This is a genomic window from Rhodopseudomonas palustris, from assembly GCF_003031265.1.
Lineage (GTDB): Bacteria > Pseudomonadota > Alphaproteobacteria > Rhizobiales > Xanthobacteraceae > Rhodopseudomonas > Rhodopseudomonas palustris_H.
The window spans coordinates 257,763-272,404 of record NZ_CP019966.1 but is presented as its reverse complement, the minus strand read 5'-3'; the positions used below and the strand labels follow the sequence as shown (position 1 = coordinate 272,404).

16 protein-coding genes are annotated in these 14,642 nt (G+C 65.9%); 10 read left to right on the top strand and 6 right to left on the bottom strand.

The window, feature by feature from the left end:
* Positions 1-3: 3 nt before the first annotated feature.
* Positions 4-1,065, bottom strand: a complete 1,062-nt coding sequence (locus tag RPPS3_RS01270) for an MBL fold metallo-hydrolase (RefSeq protein WP_107342491.1) — start codon at positions 1,063-1,065, stop codon at positions 4-6.
* A gap of 115 nt (positions 1,066-1,180) precedes the next feature.
* Here RPPS3_RS01270 and RPPS3_RS24870 point away from each other — a divergent pair, with 115 nt between their 5' ends.
* The 7 genes from RPPS3_RS24870 to leuC all read left to right on the top strand — a co-directional run bounded on the left by RPPS3_RS24870 (position 1,181) and on the right by leuC (position 7,701).
* Positions 1,181-1,603, top strand: coding sequence for a hypothetical protein (locus tag RPPS3_RS24870; RefSeq protein WP_434006766.1), 423 nt, complete (start codon positions 1,181-1,183; stop codon positions 1,601-1,603).
* 405 nt (positions 1,604-2,008) lie between these two features.
* Positions 2,009-3,553 carry a signal recognition particle protein gene (gene ffh / locus RPPS3_RS01260; protein WP_107342490.1) on the top strand — a complete coding sequence of 515 codons (1,545 nt, stop codon included), beginning with the start codon at positions 2,009-2,011 and terminating at the stop codon, positions 3,551-3,553.
* Positions 3,554-3,726: 173 nt separating this feature from the next.
* Positions 3,727-4,047 (top strand): 30S ribosomal protein S16, encoded by a 321-nt coding sequence (gene rpsP, locus RPPS3_RS01255; RefSeq protein WP_011155812.1) that lies wholly within the window; start codon positions 3,727-3,729, stop codon positions 4,045-4,047.
* 12 nt (positions 4,048-4,059) lie between these two features.
* Positions 4,060-4,590 (top strand): ribosome maturation factor RimM, encoded by a 531-nt coding sequence (gene rimM / locus RPPS3_RS01250; RefSeq protein WP_107342489.1) that lies wholly within the window; start codon positions 4,060-4,062, stop codon positions 4,588-4,590.
* 142 nt (positions 4,591-4,732) lie between these two features.
* Positions 4,733-5,479 (top strand): tRNA (guanosine(37)-N1)-methyltransferase TrmD, encoded by a 747-nt coding sequence (gene trmD, locus RPPS3_RS01245; protein WP_107342488.1) that lies wholly within the window; start codon positions 4,733-4,735, stop codon positions 5,477-5,479.
* A gap of 113 nt (positions 5,480-5,592) precedes the next feature.
* Positions 5,593-5,982, top strand: coding sequence for a 50S ribosomal protein L19 (gene rplS / locus RPPS3_RS01240; RefSeq protein WP_107346377.1), 390 nt, complete (start codon positions 5,593-5,595; stop codon positions 5,980-5,982).
* Between the two features lie 309 nt (positions 5,983-6,291).
* The gene (gene leuC, locus RPPS3_RS01235) at positions 6,292-7,701 is read left to right on the top strand and encodes a 3-isopropylmalate dehydratase large subunit (protein ID WP_107342487.1); all 1,410 of its coding nucleotides are present in this window, start codon (positions 6,292-6,294) and stop codon (positions 7,699-7,701) included.
* 64 nt (positions 7,702-7,765) lie between these two features.
* Here leuC and RPPS3_RS01230 read toward each other — a convergent pair whose 3' ends face one another.
* The 4 genes from RPPS3_RS01230 to RPPS3_RS01215 all read right to left on the bottom strand — a co-directional run bounded on the left by RPPS3_RS01230 (position 7,766) and on the right by RPPS3_RS01215 (position 9,879).
* Positions 7,766-8,455, bottom strand: coding sequence for a hypothetical protein (locus RPPS3_RS01230; RefSeq protein WP_107342486.1), 690 nt, complete (start codon positions 8,453-8,455; stop codon positions 7,766-7,768).
* A gap of 123 nt (positions 8,456-8,578) precedes the next feature.
* Positions 8,579-8,905, bottom strand: a complete 327-nt coding sequence (locus tag RPPS3_RS01225; protein ID WP_199852180.1) for a hypothetical protein — start codon at positions 8,903-8,905, stop codon at positions 8,579-8,581.
* Between the two features lie 111 nt (positions 8,906-9,016).
* Positions 9,017-9,298: a hypothetical protein gene (locus RPPS3_RS01220; protein WP_107342484.1), complete on the bottom strand. Its 282-nt coding sequence runs from the start codon at positions 9,296-9,298 to the stop codon at positions 9,017-9,019.
* Between the two features lie 236 nt (positions 9,299-9,534).
* On the bottom strand, positions 9,535-9,879 hold the full coding sequence (locus tag RPPS3_RS01215; protein WP_107342483.1) for a hypothetical protein: 345 nt from the start codon (positions 9,877-9,879) through the stop codon (positions 9,535-9,537).
* A gap of 103 nt (positions 9,880-9,982) precedes the next feature.
* Here RPPS3_RS01215 and RPPS3_RS01210 point away from each other — a divergent pair, with 103 nt between their 5' ends.
* The 3 genes from RPPS3_RS01210 to RPPS3_RS01200 all read left to right on the top strand — a co-directional run bounded on the left by RPPS3_RS01210 (position 9,983) and on the right by RPPS3_RS01200 (position 13,500).
* Positions 9,983-10,396 (top strand): metallopeptidase family protein, encoded by a 414-nt coding sequence (locus RPPS3_RS01210; protein ID WP_107342482.1) that lies wholly within the window; start codon positions 9,983-9,985, stop codon positions 10,394-10,396.
* A gap of 85 nt (positions 10,397-10,481) precedes the next feature.
* On the top strand, positions 10,482-11,087 hold the full coding sequence (leuD, locus tag RPPS3_RS01205; protein ID WP_107342481.1) for a 3-isopropylmalate dehydratase small subunit: 606 nt from the start codon (positions 10,482-10,484) through the stop codon (positions 11,085-11,087).
* 721 nt (positions 11,088-11,808) lie between these two features.
* Complete coding sequence (locus tag RPPS3_RS01200) at positions 11,809-13,500, top strand: methyl-accepting chemotaxis protein (protein WP_107342480.1); 1,692 nt, start codon at positions 11,809-11,811, stop codon at positions 13,498-13,500.
* A 168-nt stretch (positions 13,501-13,668) separates the two neighbouring features.
* Here the strand turns inward: RPPS3_RS01200 and RPPS3_RS01195 are convergent, their stop codons facing one another.
* On the bottom strand, positions 13,669-14,547 hold the full coding sequence (locus tag RPPS3_RS01195) for an HpcH/HpaI aldolase/citrate lyase family protein (RefSeq protein WP_107342479.1): 879 nt from the start codon (positions 14,545-14,547) through the stop codon (positions 13,669-13,671).
* Positions 14,548-14,642: the final 95 nt, after the last annotated feature.

Below are 14,642 nucleotides of genomic sequence, written 5' to 3'. Positions count from 1 at the left end.
CGCTCACAGCTCGAACACCTGCCCGGGCTTCAGCACCGGAAACCGCTCGCGCGGCACGCTTTCGGCATCGAGCGCCGCATACAGAGCTTGCTCGGGGGCGTCGATCGCCTCGTCGGTGAGCTGGAAGGTGCCGTGGTGATTGGCGAGTGCCCGCTCGGCGCCGCAATCGGCCAGCGCCTTCACGGCGTCGGCCGGATTCATGTGCTGATCCTGCATGAACCAGCGCGGCTCATAGGCGCCGATCGGCAGAATCGCCAGCTTCAGCGGCGCATGGGCGTCGCGAACGCGGCGGAAGTGCCGGCCATCGCCATAGCCGGAATCGCACACCACGTAGATCTTGCCGGCGGGCGTTTCGAGCACGAAGCTGGCCCACAGCGCGCGGTTGCGGTCGAACAGGCCGCGCGCGGTCCAATGCCGGGTCGGCACCAGCGTCACTGCGACGCGATCATTCAGCTCGACGCGGTCGCTCCAATCATAAGCTTCGGCGCGGATCGTGGCATCGTGCGCCGTCATGGTCAGATCGTTGCCGAGCGGCGTGATCACCCGCGGCGCATGCGCAGCAGCAAGCCGCGACAGCGTGGTAAGGTCGAGATGGTCGTAGTGGCCGTGCGACACCAGCACCACGTCGATCTTCGGCAGCCGGTCGAACGCGATGCCCGGATCGTTGTGCCGTTTGGGCCCGGCGAAGCTGACCGGCGACACCCGCTCCGACCATACCGGGTCGATCAGGATGTTCAGTCCGGCGGTCTGGATCAGCCAGCTCGCATGGCCGACATAAACCAGCCTGACGCCGGCGCCGTCGACACGCGGCGGCGGAGTGTCGGCGAACGGGCTCGGAGCCCATTCGGGCCATTGCGCCGGCTTGTGGCTGAATCGCCAGCGCATCACCTCCCAGAAGCTCTTCGGCGGCGCCCCATCGGGATCGAAGAAGCGCGTGCCATCGAAGTGATCGGTGACCGGGCCTTGGTAATAGCTCATGCGGGAGATCCAAAGGGAGGAGAGCCCGGCCGTGGCGGCAAGGCCGGCAGCGGCCGCCAGCAGGCGGCGGCGCGTGATCAACGTCATGCAGTCACGTGCCGATCAACCGAGCCGCGAGCTTGTGAAGCTGCGCCAAGCGCATCACGGAGCCCGGTCCGGCAGGCAAACGATCGTCAAGGGCTGATGGAGGGAGAAGTCAGGATTGGCGCCGGTTGTTCCGGCGGCCTTGCGAAGGTTCATCACGCTCGACCCGTGTGTGGACTGGTCATCTAAGCGCGGTCGCTCGGACGGCAAGGTTTACCGGTCGTCAGATCCACCGGATCGGCGCGGTCCGCCGGCCGCGGGCAGCCTTTCGCTGTTCCTCGCGCCATTGCAGCAGGTCTTCAATCGAGGCGAGGCCGGCGCCCTTTTTCAGGTCGCGAAGGTCCTGCATCGCGGTCCGCCATTGCTCCTGCGGCTCGCCGGCTTTGCGGCGGGGCGGACGCCGCGGGTGATGATGATCGTCTCACCGCGTTCGACCTCGTCGAGCAGCTGCTCGATCGCAGCGCGGGCATCTGCAAGCTTCACGAATTTCATGTCGAGATTAACCGGAAAGCAGCAAGTTCAGAGCGGGGCGGCGCTATAGCAGCCGTCCCGAGGTCCGGGAGCTTGTAGAACTACGGGGAGCGGCGGCGTGGGCGGCGACTTGCCGAAATTCGCCTTAAGCGGGCCTTGCGAATTCGACCGGTCTGTCTCGCTATGGGACCCGGACGCCTCCGGCCCTACACAATAGTACCCTCGCCGAGGGAGGTGCCGGCCGCGCGCACGGGGTGCCTTGCAGGAGACGAAACCGCGCGCCGGCGGACCAGTCTTGCGCTTCGCCCGTCGAGCGCGTATGGATCGCCGAATTCTCGAAAGGCTTGTCTTTCGATCCGCCGCCCGGTCCTAAGAGGCCGGAGGTCAACGTCCGACAGCGCGATGCGCCCTCGGGCGCCATAAGTGTTTGGTTTTGTAGGCCTTTCGCCGGAAGGCCGTCGCTGGAATTGGGCCGATGTTCGACAATCTGTCGGAAAAGCTGGGTGGCATTCTCGATCGGCTGACCGGGCGCGGTGCGCTTAGCGAGGCCGATGTCGATGCGGCGATGCGCGAAATCCGTCGCGCGCTGCTGGAAGCCGATGTCGCGCTCGAAGTGGTTCGCTCGTTCACCGAGCGGGTCCGCGAGCAGGCGGTCGGCGCCACCGTCGTCAAGTCGGTCAAGCCCGGCCAGATGGTGGTCAAGATCGTCAATGACGAGCTGATCGCCACGCTGGGGTCCGAAGTTCAGTCGATCGACCTCAACGCCGTGCCGCCGGTGCCGATCATGATGGTCGGTCTGCAAGGCTCAGGTAAGACCACCACCACCGCCAAGCTGGCGCGCCGCATGACCGAGCGCGACAAGCGCAAGGTGCTGATGGCTTCGCTCGACGTCTATCGTCCGGCCGCGATGGAGCAGCTCGCGGTGCTCGGCCGCGATCTTTCGATCGACACGCTGCCGATCGTCGCCGGTCAGCAGCCGCCGGATATCGCCCGGCGTGCGATGGAAGCCGGCAAGCTCGGCGGCTACGACGTCGTGCTGCTCGACACCGCCGGCCGCACCACGCTCGACGAAGAGATGATGACCGAGGCGGCCGAGATCAAAGCTGCCGCCAATCCGCACGAAGTGCTGCTGGTCGCCGACTCGCTGACCGGTCAGGACGCCGTCAACCTCGCCCGCGCGTTCGATCAGCGCGTCGGCCTCACCGGCATCGTGCTGACCCGTATCGACGGCGACGGCCGCGGCGGTGCCGCGCTGTCGATGCGTGCCGTCACCGGTAAGCCGATCAAGCTCATGGGCACCGGCGAAAAGACCGACGCCCTCGAAGACTTCCATCCGAGCCGGATCGCCAGCCGCATCCTCGGCATGGGCGACATCGTCTCGCTGGTCGAAAAGGCTGCTGCGACGCTGGATGCCGAAAAGGCCGCCGCCGTCGCCGAGAAGATGCGCAAGGGCAAGTTCGATCTGACGGACTTGCGCGATCAGCTGCTGCAGATGACCAAGATGGGCGGCATCGGCGGCCTGATGGGTCTGATGCCCGGCATCTCGAAGATGAAGAACCAGATCGCGGCTGCCGGGATCGACGACAAGGTGCTCAAGCGCCAGGTTGCGATCATCGATTCGATGACCCGCGAGGAGCGCAAGAACCCCGACATCCTCAAGGCCAGCCGCAAGAAGCGCATCGCCGCCGGCGCCGGCATCAAGGTCGAGGACGTCAACAAGCTGCTGAAGATGCATCGCAACATGGCCGACATGATGAAGGCCGTGGGTCGCGGCAAGGGCGGCCCGATGGCTGGCTTCGCCAAGGCGATGGGCTTCGGCGGCGGTCTGCCCTCGCCGGACGAGATCAGGGCGATGCAGGAAAAGATGAAGAGCGGCGACATGCCCGAAGGGCTGCCGGAGTTGCCGAAGGATCTGCCGGCGTCGCTGCGCGGCGGCATGCCCAATCTGCCGGGCCTTACCGGCCTGTCCGGCAAGCCGACGTTGCCGGGCCTCGGCGGCTTCCTCGGGAAGAAGAAATGAGCCCGAGCACTCCCTCGCTTTTGTCATTCCGGGGCGCCGCGCAGCGGCGAACCCGGAATCTCTCTCTCCCAGAACAGCTCGGGATTCCGGGTTCGCGCTTCGCGCGCCCCGGAATGACGAACTAATCATTTAGTCACAAACACACACACGAACCCCCACCTAGGAGATCCGCAATGTCCGTCGTCATCCGCCTCGCGCGCGCTGGTACCAAGAAGCGCCCGTTCTATCACGTCGTCGTCGCCGACTCGCGCTTCCCGCGCGATGGCCGCTTCATCGAGCGTCTCGGCTACTTCAATCCGCTGATGGCGAAGGACAACGAAGCCCGCCTCAAGCTCGACCTCGACAAGGTCAAGGATTGGCTCGCCAAGGGCGCGCAGCCGTCGGACCGCGTGGCCCGCTTCCTCGACACCGCCGGTGTCCGCAAGCGTGAAGCCCGCAACAACCCCGAGAAGGCGGTGCCGCGCAAGGAGCGCAAGGCCGCTGACGGCAAGTAAGCGGGGCGGTTGATGCCGTCCGGGCTCATCTGCGTCGCCCGGATCGGCGCGCCGCATGGCGTGCGCGGTGCGGTGCGGCTGTGGAGCTTCACCGCCGATCCGTTCGCCGTGAGCGACTACGGTCCGCTCGTGACCAAGGACGGCGCGCGCCAGTTCGAGATTGCGAGCGCGCGCGAGGCCAAGAGCCATCTGGTGGTGACGCTGAAAGGCGTCACCACGCGCGATGAGGCCGAACGGCTCAACGGCGTCGAGCTCTATGTGGCGCGCGACAAGCTGCCGCCGACCGAGGCCGACGAGTACTACCACGCCGACCTGATCGGGCTCGCCGCGGTCACCACGACGGGCGATCCGCTCGGCAAGGTGGTGGCGATCCATAATTTCGGCGCCGGCGACATCATCGAAATTGCGCCGCCGTCAGGTCCGACGCTGCTGCTGCCGTTCACCAATGCGGTGGTGCCGACCGTCGACCTCGCCGCCGGTCAGGTGGTGATCGAACCGCCGAACGAGATCGAAGGCGACACGCCGAACCATCCGGAGGCGTGAAGGCGCGTCGATCGGTCCGGCCGAACGCTGCTACATTCTCTGTGGTCATCGCCGGGCCCGACCCGGCGATCCATCGTCTCGCGAAGATGATGGATGCGCGGGTCAAGCCCGCGCATGACGCCTCACCTGTTGCAGGCCCTGCATGACCTGGCGCGCCACTGTCCTCACCCTGTTTCCGGAGATGTTTCCCGGCCCGCTCGGCGTCAGCCTGGCGGGGCGGGCGCTGGCGTCCGGGCTGTGGGGCCTGGAGGCGCGCGATATCCGGGACTCGGCCACTGACCGACACCGCAGCGTCGACGACACTCCGGCGGGCGGCGGCCCCGGCATGGTGCTGCGGGCGGACGTGCTGGCGGCCGCAATCGACGCCGTGGACGCATCCGCGGACCGCCCGCGTTTGGTGATGAGCCCGCGCGGTCGGCCATTGACCCAGGCGCGCGTTGCCGAGCTGGCGGCCGGCCCCGGGGCGCTGATCGTCTGCGGCCGGTTCGAAGGCATCGACCAGCGGGTGATCGACGCGCGCGGGCTGGAGGAGGTCTCGATCGGCGATTACGTGCTGTCGGGCGGCGAGGTCGCCGCGATGGCGCTGATCGATGCCTGCGTCCGGCTGCTGCCGGGCGTGATGGGCAAGCTGGAATCCTCGACCGACGAGAGCTTTTCGGCCGGTCTGTTGGAATATCCGCAATACACCCGGCCGCAGACGTTCGAGGGCCGGCCGATCCCCGAGGTGCTGCTGTCGGGCGATCACGGCAAGGTCGCGGCGTGGCGTCTGGGCGAAGCAGAGGCCCTGACCAAGGCCCGGCGACCGGATTTGTGGGCTGCTAGGCCGGCGCAAACCATTCGGGCAAAGGGCGAATCGCAAAAAACGCCAAAAAACAAGACGGACGGGTGACAAACCCCCAAGATTGCCGTATAGCACCGCCAAATCCGTGCAATGGCAGGACAATGGATCTTTGCGCAGCCCGCGCCGGGATGGTCGGGCGCGCCGCCGATGGAGAATTATCGATGAACCTGATTCAGACGCTCGAAAAAGAGCAGTTCGACAAGCTGTCGGCCGGCAAGACGATTCCGGAGTTCGGTCCCGGTGATACCGTGATCGTCAACGTGAAGGTCGTCGAAGGCGAGCGTTCGCGCGTGCAGGCCTACGAAGGCGTCTGCATCGGCCGCTCGGGCGGCGGCATCAACGAGAGCTTCACTGTGCGCAAGATCTCGTACGGCGAGGGCGTGGAGCGCGTGTTCCCGCTGCTGTCGCCGATGATCGATTCGATCAAGGTTGTGCGCCGCGGCAAGGTGCGTCGCGCCAAGCTGTATTACCTGCGCAACCTGCGCGGCAAGTCGGCCCGCATCGTCGAGAAGAAGCAGGACCGCACCGTCGCGGCCGCTGCCGCCGAGTAATCGGCGCTTCGACATTTCGGATTTCGAAAGCGCGGCCTTCGGGTCGCGCTTTTTTGTTGCGCCTGCGCCGTGCGCCTGTCTGCTCGGCGAAGCGTTGTGGCCCTGCCGCGACGTGCTATATGGATGGAATGTTTCCAAACCGCCGCCACGCCTCGAAGATTGTGCTCGACGACCGCAGCCGCCTGCCGTGGCGGTTCTTCGGCCGGCTGACCACGGCCGCGCTGATTAGCTGATCAGCCGACGGCGCATTGGCGCCGCGCGATCCTGCTCACTTCGACAAATCAAAGATCCTTCCGAAGGACCGACACCATGTCCGCTAAGCCCACCACGCTGTACGACAAGATCTGGAACGACCATCTGGTCCACGAGGCCGAAGACGGCACCTGCCTGCTGTATATCGACCGCCATCTGGTGCACGAAGTGACTTCGCCGCAGGCGTTCGAAGGTCTGCGCACCGCCGGCCGCAAGGTGCACGCGCCGGAGAAAACGCTGGCGGTGGTCGATCACAACGTGCCGACCACGGATCGCTCCAAGCCCAATCCCGATCCGGAAAGCGCCGAGCAGATCGCCGCGCTGGCGGAGAACGCCCGCGACTTCGGCATCACCTACTACAACGAGTTCGACAAGCGTCAGGGCGTGGTCCACGTCATCGGCCCGGAGCAGGGCTTCACGCTGCCCGGCACCACTATCGTTTGCGGTGACAGCCACACCTCGACCCACGGCGCGTTCGGCGCGCTGGCGCACGGCATCGGCACCTCCGAGGTCGAGCATGTGCTGGCGACCCAAACGCTGATCCAAAAGAAGGCCAAGAACATGCGCGTGACGGTCGACGGCAAGCTGCCGGACGGCGTCACCGCCAAGGACGTGATCCTGGCGATCATCGGTGAGATCGGCACCGCGGGCGGCACCGGCTACGTGCTGGAATACGCCGGCGACGCGATCCGCTCGCTGTCGATGGAAGGCCGCATGACGGTCTGCAATATGTCGATCGAAGGCGGCGCCCGCGCCGGCCTGATCGCGCCCGACGAGCGCGCCTACGAATTCCTGAAGGGTCGTCCGCTGGCGCCGAACGGCGCTGCCTGGGACGCCGCGCTGCGCTATTGGGAGACGCTGCGCTCCGACGACGGCGCGCATTTCGATCACGAGCTGAAGCTCGACGCCGCCGCGTTGCCGCCGATCGTCACCTGGGGCACCAGCCCCGAGGACGTGATCTCGGTCACTGGCCGCGTGCCGAACCCGGCTGACATCGCCGATGAAGCCAAGCGGCTCTCCAAGGAGCGCGCGCTGGCCTATATGGGCCTGACCCCCGGCACCAAGATCACCGACATCAAGATCGACCGGATGTTCATCGGCTCCTGCACCAACGGCCGCATCGAAGACCTGCGCGCCGCCGCCAAGGTCGCCGAGGGCAAGACCGTCAACGCCAACGTCAACGCCATCATCGTGCCGGGCTCCGGACTGGTGAAGGAACAGGCCGAGGCCGAGGGTCTGGACAAGATCTTCATCAAGGCCGGCTTCGAATGGCGCGAGCCGGGCTGCTCGATGTGTCTCGCCATGAACCCCGACAAGCTGGCGCCTGAAGAGCGCTGCGCCTCGACCTCGAACCGCAACTTCGAGGGCCGTCAGGGCTTCAAGGGGCGCACCCATCTGGTGTCGCCCGCGATGGCCGCCGCCGCCGCGATCGCCGGCCACTTCGTCGACATCCGCGACTGGCACTAAGCACCGGTCGAACTGACAACCAAACAGGCGCCCCTCGGGGCGCCTGTTTTGCTTTTGAGATCGGTCAGTACCCGCGCCAGTGGCGATGGTGATGATGGTGGCGGTGATGATGCCGCCAGTGCCGGTGCCAGTGGTGACGCCAGTGTCGGACATGGCAGATGCGGCGCGGGCCGTAATAGGTCCACACCACGCGGCAGACCCGCGGCCGGTAGTAGCCGTAGGCCGGGTAGTAGTAGGCGGAGCCGTAATAAGCCGGCCCGTAATAGCCGTAGACGCGCGGCCGATAGTAACGACGGTGGAAGCCGTAGTGACGAGCGCCGAAGTAACGCGGCCGTCCGTAGAAGCGCGGTGCGCCATACACCCGCGGGCCGCCGTAGAAATGCCGTCCGCCGCCATAGAACCGTGGTCCAACCGCCGGTCCGCCGCGGAAGCCGCCATGGAATGCAGGTCCTCCCCGGAAACCACCGCCCCGGAAACCGCCGCCATGGAATCCGCCGACGCGGGGACCGCCGCCGCCATGGCCGAAATGATGTTGCACCTGGATCGGCTGTGTTGCAGCAGCAGAGCTGATGGATTTGGTCGCGGGAGTAGCCGGGGACAGCGCCAGCGCTGGGCGCGGTGTGATCGCTGAAATCGTCAGCGCCGCGGCTGCCATCAGCGCCGCCGCACCGATCCGGCGAACCAGCCGCAGAGGCCCCGGCGAAGGTCGCAAGGATTGAGTTGCAGGCAAATGGATCACGCGCAGATCCGCCATCTCACCTCTCCCTGCGCCGCAGGCGGCGCATTGTCGTTGCACCAGAATCGCGACGCTAGGGCTGGCTGACTGAACGCGTGATGAATGCGCCGAAGGCCGCCTGCAGCGGCAGCGCCGCGGCGCTTACCACGACGGCCCGAGGCCCCAGCCGTAGCTGAACGGGAAGAACGGCGACACCGGGTCTGGCCGGTACCAATGCGGGCGGGCGTTATAGTCGTAGCTGCCGCGCGGCCCATACACATAGGTGCGGTGCGGCGGCGCATGGCGCCGGACGTGGCGATGCTTGGCGTGCGGCTTGCGCTGCCGCGCGCTGATATCGGTCGCCTGCGATGTCGTCACGCCGGGTGCCGTCACGCTGGGTGCCTGGGCGGTGCTTACAGGAGTTGCGCCCGCGGGACCGGCGACGCCGAGCGCCGTCGCCACAATGGCCGCTCCGATCCATGTCCGCATCGTCACCTCCATCGGCTGTTGCTGGCCATCATGTCGGCGCAACCCGCCGAAATGCAACCGCCGCAATGAAAACGGGCCCGCGTTTGCGGGCCCGTTGGTAACCGATCCGTATCAGCGCCAATGGCGGTGATGATGATGCCGGTAATGATGATGGTGGTGCCGGTGGCCGTAGTGCCGACGAATGTGGTGGTGACGGTGCCCACGGTAGTGATGGCGGTGCATGTGCCGGTGATGCCGGTACTGCACTTCGGTCGCCTGCGGGATGGCGTCCCGCTGGACCGCGGCGGCGATACCCGGGGTCGACAGCGGCGCCGCCTCGGCGCGTTCGCCGGGGGCAGCGATCAGCAACAGACCGGCGATCGCAGCCAGGCCCGACCATTTCAGAATCTTCATCCAACAGCTCCTTGGTTGGCGACGCGCGTCCGGCCGCTTGCTGGCGGTCGGCGGGCCGCTCGGCATGACCCCCTGACAATCAGGCTGACGCGCACGACGTGAATGCGGAGTGAATGCGCCACTCGCCGCACAGCAATGCGCGATCAGCGTGCGAAGTTCCGGAAAGACCTCGGATTTGCTTGGTACTTGGCGTACCAACGCGGCGTCGCTGCGAAGCCTTCAGGCTAAGGCGAGGCTCAACCGCGGCGCCAGAAGCAGTTCATCCGCGGCACGATCACGGTGCCGCTCGGGCGATATTCCTGGACGTAGCTGGCGGTACAGTCACGGACCGCGTTCGGGCCCGGGTTGTAGCGCGGGATGACGTCGTCGCCCTCATCGCGCGGATAGACCGGCACCCGCCGCGGCGCCCGGCGAACCCGCTCCTGCGACGACACGTCGGTGAGGCGATCAGCCGCTGGGCGCTCGGTGGCGGCCACCGCCTGCTGGGCCCCCGCCAGAACGGTCGCCGTCAGGCTGACAGCCAGCCCCAGTCCCAGCGTTGCCGCTGCGATCGTAATCCGCCCCTTGCTGCGCTGGTCCATGCCATCCGCCCCCTCAAAGCCCCGCGGCAACGTCCCCGATCACGGCGCTGTCGTCAACCGCAAGCCGCTTGCCGCCCCCACCCGATCGCGTACAACGGCCGGTATGTGGATCAATGCCAAAGCCCCCTCCCTCGCCGAGCTCGAACAGATGGCGCACGAGATGTTCGCCCGCCTGCCCGGCGAGTTTCGGTCGCTGTGTGAGGACGTCATCATCCGGGTCGACGATTTCGCCACCGAGGAAGTGCTCGAAGAGCTCGGGGCCGAGACGGAATTCGACGTGCTCGGGCTGTTTCAGGGCATCGGCCTGCCGCAGCGCTCCAGCCAGGACGTCGCCCCGATGCCCAATATGATCTGGCTGTATCGCCGGCCGATCCTCGACTATTGGGCCGAGCACGACGACAGCCTGGGCGAAATCGTCCGCCATGTCCTGGTGCACGAGATCGGCCACCATTTCGGCCTGTCCGACGACGATATGGAAGCGATCGAGGCCAAAGCCGACGAGCTGGCCGAGGATTGAGCCTGCCGCGCGCGGCCCTGCGGTTTGCCGGCTTGACCGCCGGCCAAGGGGCGTTAAGACCATTTGAAACCCCGGAGACCTGACGATGGACAAGTTCACCACGCTGGAAGGCGTCGCGGCGCCGCTGAAGATCATCAATGTCGACACCGACATGATCATTCCCAAGCAGTACCTGAAGACCATCAAGCGCACCGGTCTCGGCAAGGGCCTGTTCTCGGAACAGCGCTACAAGGACGACGGCAGCGAGAACCCGGATTTCATCCTCAACAAGCCGGCCTATCGCAGCGCCAAGATCCTGGTTGCCGGCGACAATTTCGGCTGCGGCTCAAGCCGTGAGCACGCCCCCTGGGCGCTGCTCGATTTCGGCATCCGCTGCGTGATCTCGACCTCGTTCGGCGACATTTTCTACAATAACTGCTTCAAGAACGGCGTGCTGCCGATCCGCGTGTCGCAGGCCGAGCTCGACAAGCTGTTCGACGACGCCGAGCGCGGCTCCAACGCCACGCTGACGATCGACTTGCCGGCGCAGGAAATCCGCGGTCCGGACGGTGGCGTGATCAAGTTCGAGATCGACCCGTTCCGCAAGCACTGCCTGATCAACGGTCTCGACGACATCGGCCTGACGCTGGAAAAGAAGCCGTCGATCGACGCCTACGAGACCAAGCTGAAGACCGAGCGCGCCTGGGCGTAACGCCCCGGCCTCCTGGTCCGGCGCGGGGAGACAAGCGGCGATGAATGTCGCTGCTTTTGCTCAGTCGGACGGTTCGCTGATCAAGCTACGTGATGGCCGGGTTCGACCCGGCCATTTGCGTTTTTGGCGTCACGTCGGCTTCAAAGCAGGGATTCTGGGGTTGTCCGAGTCCGCCGCGGCGAGAGTAGGCGTTCGGCATCGCGAGCTCCGCGGAGCGGTGGCTTCGATCCATCGATGAAGCGCGCTATGCGACCACGCGATTGCGTCTCCGCTTACTTCAAGCTTCTCAACCCGCAATGCCGACGCTTGCATCGCATTGAGGCGCTGCCTTGATTTTGATCGTTAGCAATGACGGTGCCAAGCGCGGCGCGGATCCGATCCGCGACCCTGCCACGATGGTCGTATGGACTCGCGCGCCGCATCGTCGCAATGCATGCGTGCTACGCGTCTCGAAATTTGCGTTCGTAACGACGGCTGTCTGCACCCCGCCCGTCTCGAACTAACGACGCAGATGTGACGCGGATTCATCTGATTGGAAGTAATCTAAAAGCGGTTCTGCGTTGCGTAGAATCGTGCCTTCGCGTGATTGTTGAATGACGGGAGTATGTCGTTTTCGCCTCGTGTGATTACGATCTTTGGATACGGATTCTCCCGTGGCGTAACGTCGTCTTAAGTCGGTGGAACTAATCAGATCGAAACTGATCCACCCGAGACTAACGTCATGAAAATTCGTCTTTCGATCACATCGATGATCGTCGCTTTCGCCGTGGTTGTTTTGGTGAGCCTCACGGCGATGCTGACGACCAACATCATGGCGCTCAATCAATTGCGGGTCGGCGGGCCCCTGTATTCGCAGATCAAGCTTGGCAACGATCTGGTCGCCGACATCCTGCCGCCACCGGCCTATGTGATCGAAGCCTATCTGGAAGCGACGCTGGCGTTGCGCCGTCCGTCCGAATGGCGCGCCCATGCGGCAAAGCTCGAGCAGCTGCACCGCGACTATCTCGATCGGCAGAAATACTGGTCGGGCTCCCAACTCGATCCGGCTTTGAAGACGCGGCTGACCGTCGACTCTGACGCGGCGGTGCAGAAGTTTTGGAGAGCGGCCGAACAGGAGCTGATCCCGGCCTTGAGCGCAGGTGACGAAGCGGCGGCCGAAGCCGCCTACACCAAGCTCGATTCAAGCTATGCGGCGCATCGCGCCATCATCGACGACATCGTCAAACGCGCCAATGCCGAGAACGCCGAACTCGAAACCGAAGCTGCGCGCCAGGTCGGCAGCTACTCGACCATCGTGTGGATTTTGTCGGGCTTTGCGGCGCTGCTGATCGCGCTCGGCGTCGCGGGTCTCGCAGTCGGCATGGTTCGTCCATTGGTGCGTCTCACCGCCGCCATGCAGGCGATGGCCGCCGGCATGCTCGACGTGGTGATCCCAGGGGCTGGCCGCAGCGACGAGATCGGCGGCATGGCCAAGGCGATCACCGCGATCAAGGCCAACGCCGAGGAGAAGGCGAACCACGAGGCCGCCGAGAAGAGCCGGCAGGAGCACCTCGCCGCCGAGCAGCGCAAGGCCGATATGGCGCGGCTCGCCGACGGCTTCGAAGACGCGGTCGGCGAGATCATCAAGACCGTGTCGTCGGCCGCCAACGAACTGGAAGCCGCCGCGCACTCGCTGTCCTCGACCGCGGCGCGCTCGCTCGAACTGGCGGTGGGCGTCGCCTCGTCGTCGCAGGAAGCCTCTGCCGGCGTGCAGTCGGTGGCCTCGGCCAGCGAGGAGCTGACCGCGTCGGTGCACGAGATCGGTCGGCAGGTGCAGACCTCCGCCAACGTGGCGAACGAGGCGGCCGATCAGGCGCGCCGGACCAATGAACGCGTCAGCGAATTGTCGGCCGCTGCGGCCCGGATCGGGGACGTCGTCGAGCTGATCAGCAATATCGCAGGCCAAACCAATCTGCTGGCGCTGAACGCGACGATCGAAGCCGCCCGGGCCGGCGAAGCAGGCCGCGGCTTCGCCGTGGTGGCGTCGGAGGTCAAGGCGCTGGCCGAGCAGACCGGCAAGGCCACCGGCGAGATCGGCCAGCAGATCAACGGCATTCAGGCGGCGACCGGCGAGTCGGTGGCGGCCATCAAGGAGATCTGCTCGATCATCGGCCAGATGTCGGAGATCTCCTCCTCGATCGCCTCCGCGGTCGAAGAGCAGGGCATGGCCACCCAGGACATCGCGGTCAACATCCAGCACGCCGCCCATGGCACTTCGCAGGTCGACGAGGACATCGCCCGCGTCCAGGCCGGCGCGCGCGAGACCGGCGCAGCCTCGGTGCAGGTGCTGTCGGCCGCCAAATCGCTGTCGAGCGAGAGCAGCCGCCTCCGCGCCGAGGTCGGAAACTTCCTCGCGTCGGTACGGGCGGCCTGATCGGAAGGCTTAGGCCCAAGCTCCGTCATTCCGGGACGCCGCGAAGCGGCGGACCCGGAATCTCGACGTTCAAAGCACCGCCGGTCGCACAACAATCTCGGGATTCCAGGTTCGCGAGCTATCGCTCGCGCCCCGGAATGACGCCCGACTGAGTGATGTCCCTGGCGCTTAGTGGCCCGCCGTTTCGATCGCATCGGCGATCGCGATCGTCTTCTTGGCAATTTCGGCGTGCAGGCGTTCGACCATGCGGCCATCGAGCTGGATCGCGCCGCGGCCCTGGTTCTCCGGCCGCTCGAACGCCGCCAGGATCTTGCGGGCCTGGGCGACGTCATCAGGCGGCGGCGTGAAGGCCGCGTTGCAGGCGTCGATCTGGCCGGGGTGGATCAGGGTCTTGCCGTCGAAGCCGAGATCGCGGGCCTGCGCGCACTCTTCCGAGAGACCATCGACATTGCCGATGTCGCTATAGGGACCGTCGAGCGCGATCAGGCCGTGGACGCGAGCGGCGAGCACGCAATGCGTGATCATCGACAGCATGGTGGAGCGGCCGGGCAGCATCCGGATCCCGGTTTCGCGGGAAATGTCGTTCGGGCCGAACACGAAGCCTTCCAGACGCGACTTCGGATCCTGCTTCTGAGCCGCCAGCTCTTCGGCGTGCAGCACGCCGCGCGCGGTCTCGATCATGATCCAGACCCGGATCGATGGATCGGCGCCGAGCTCGGCGAGCTTGTTGCCGACGGTGGCGATGTCTTCGATGGTCGAGACCTTCGGCACCAGAATGCCGTCCGGCCCCGCCTTCGCCGCCATTGCGATGTCGTCCTGCCACCACGCGGTGTCGAGGGCGTTGATCCGCACCAGGATCTCGCGCTTGCCGTAGCCCTTGGCGGCCACCGCCGTGGCGATCTGATCGCGCGCCGTATCCTTGGCGTCCGGCGCCACCGCGTCTTCGAGGTCCAGGATCAGGCCGTCGGCGGGCAGCAGCCGGGCCTTTTCAAGCGCCCGCGCGTTCGATCCCGGCATGAACAACAGGCTGCGGCGCGGTCGAATCATGGTTCCCCCTTCGGCGTCATAAAAACGTCCGAGCCGATAGCATCTGTATCATCCGGTCGGAAGGCTTGTTCGCGGACCCGTCCTGTGATTATGCG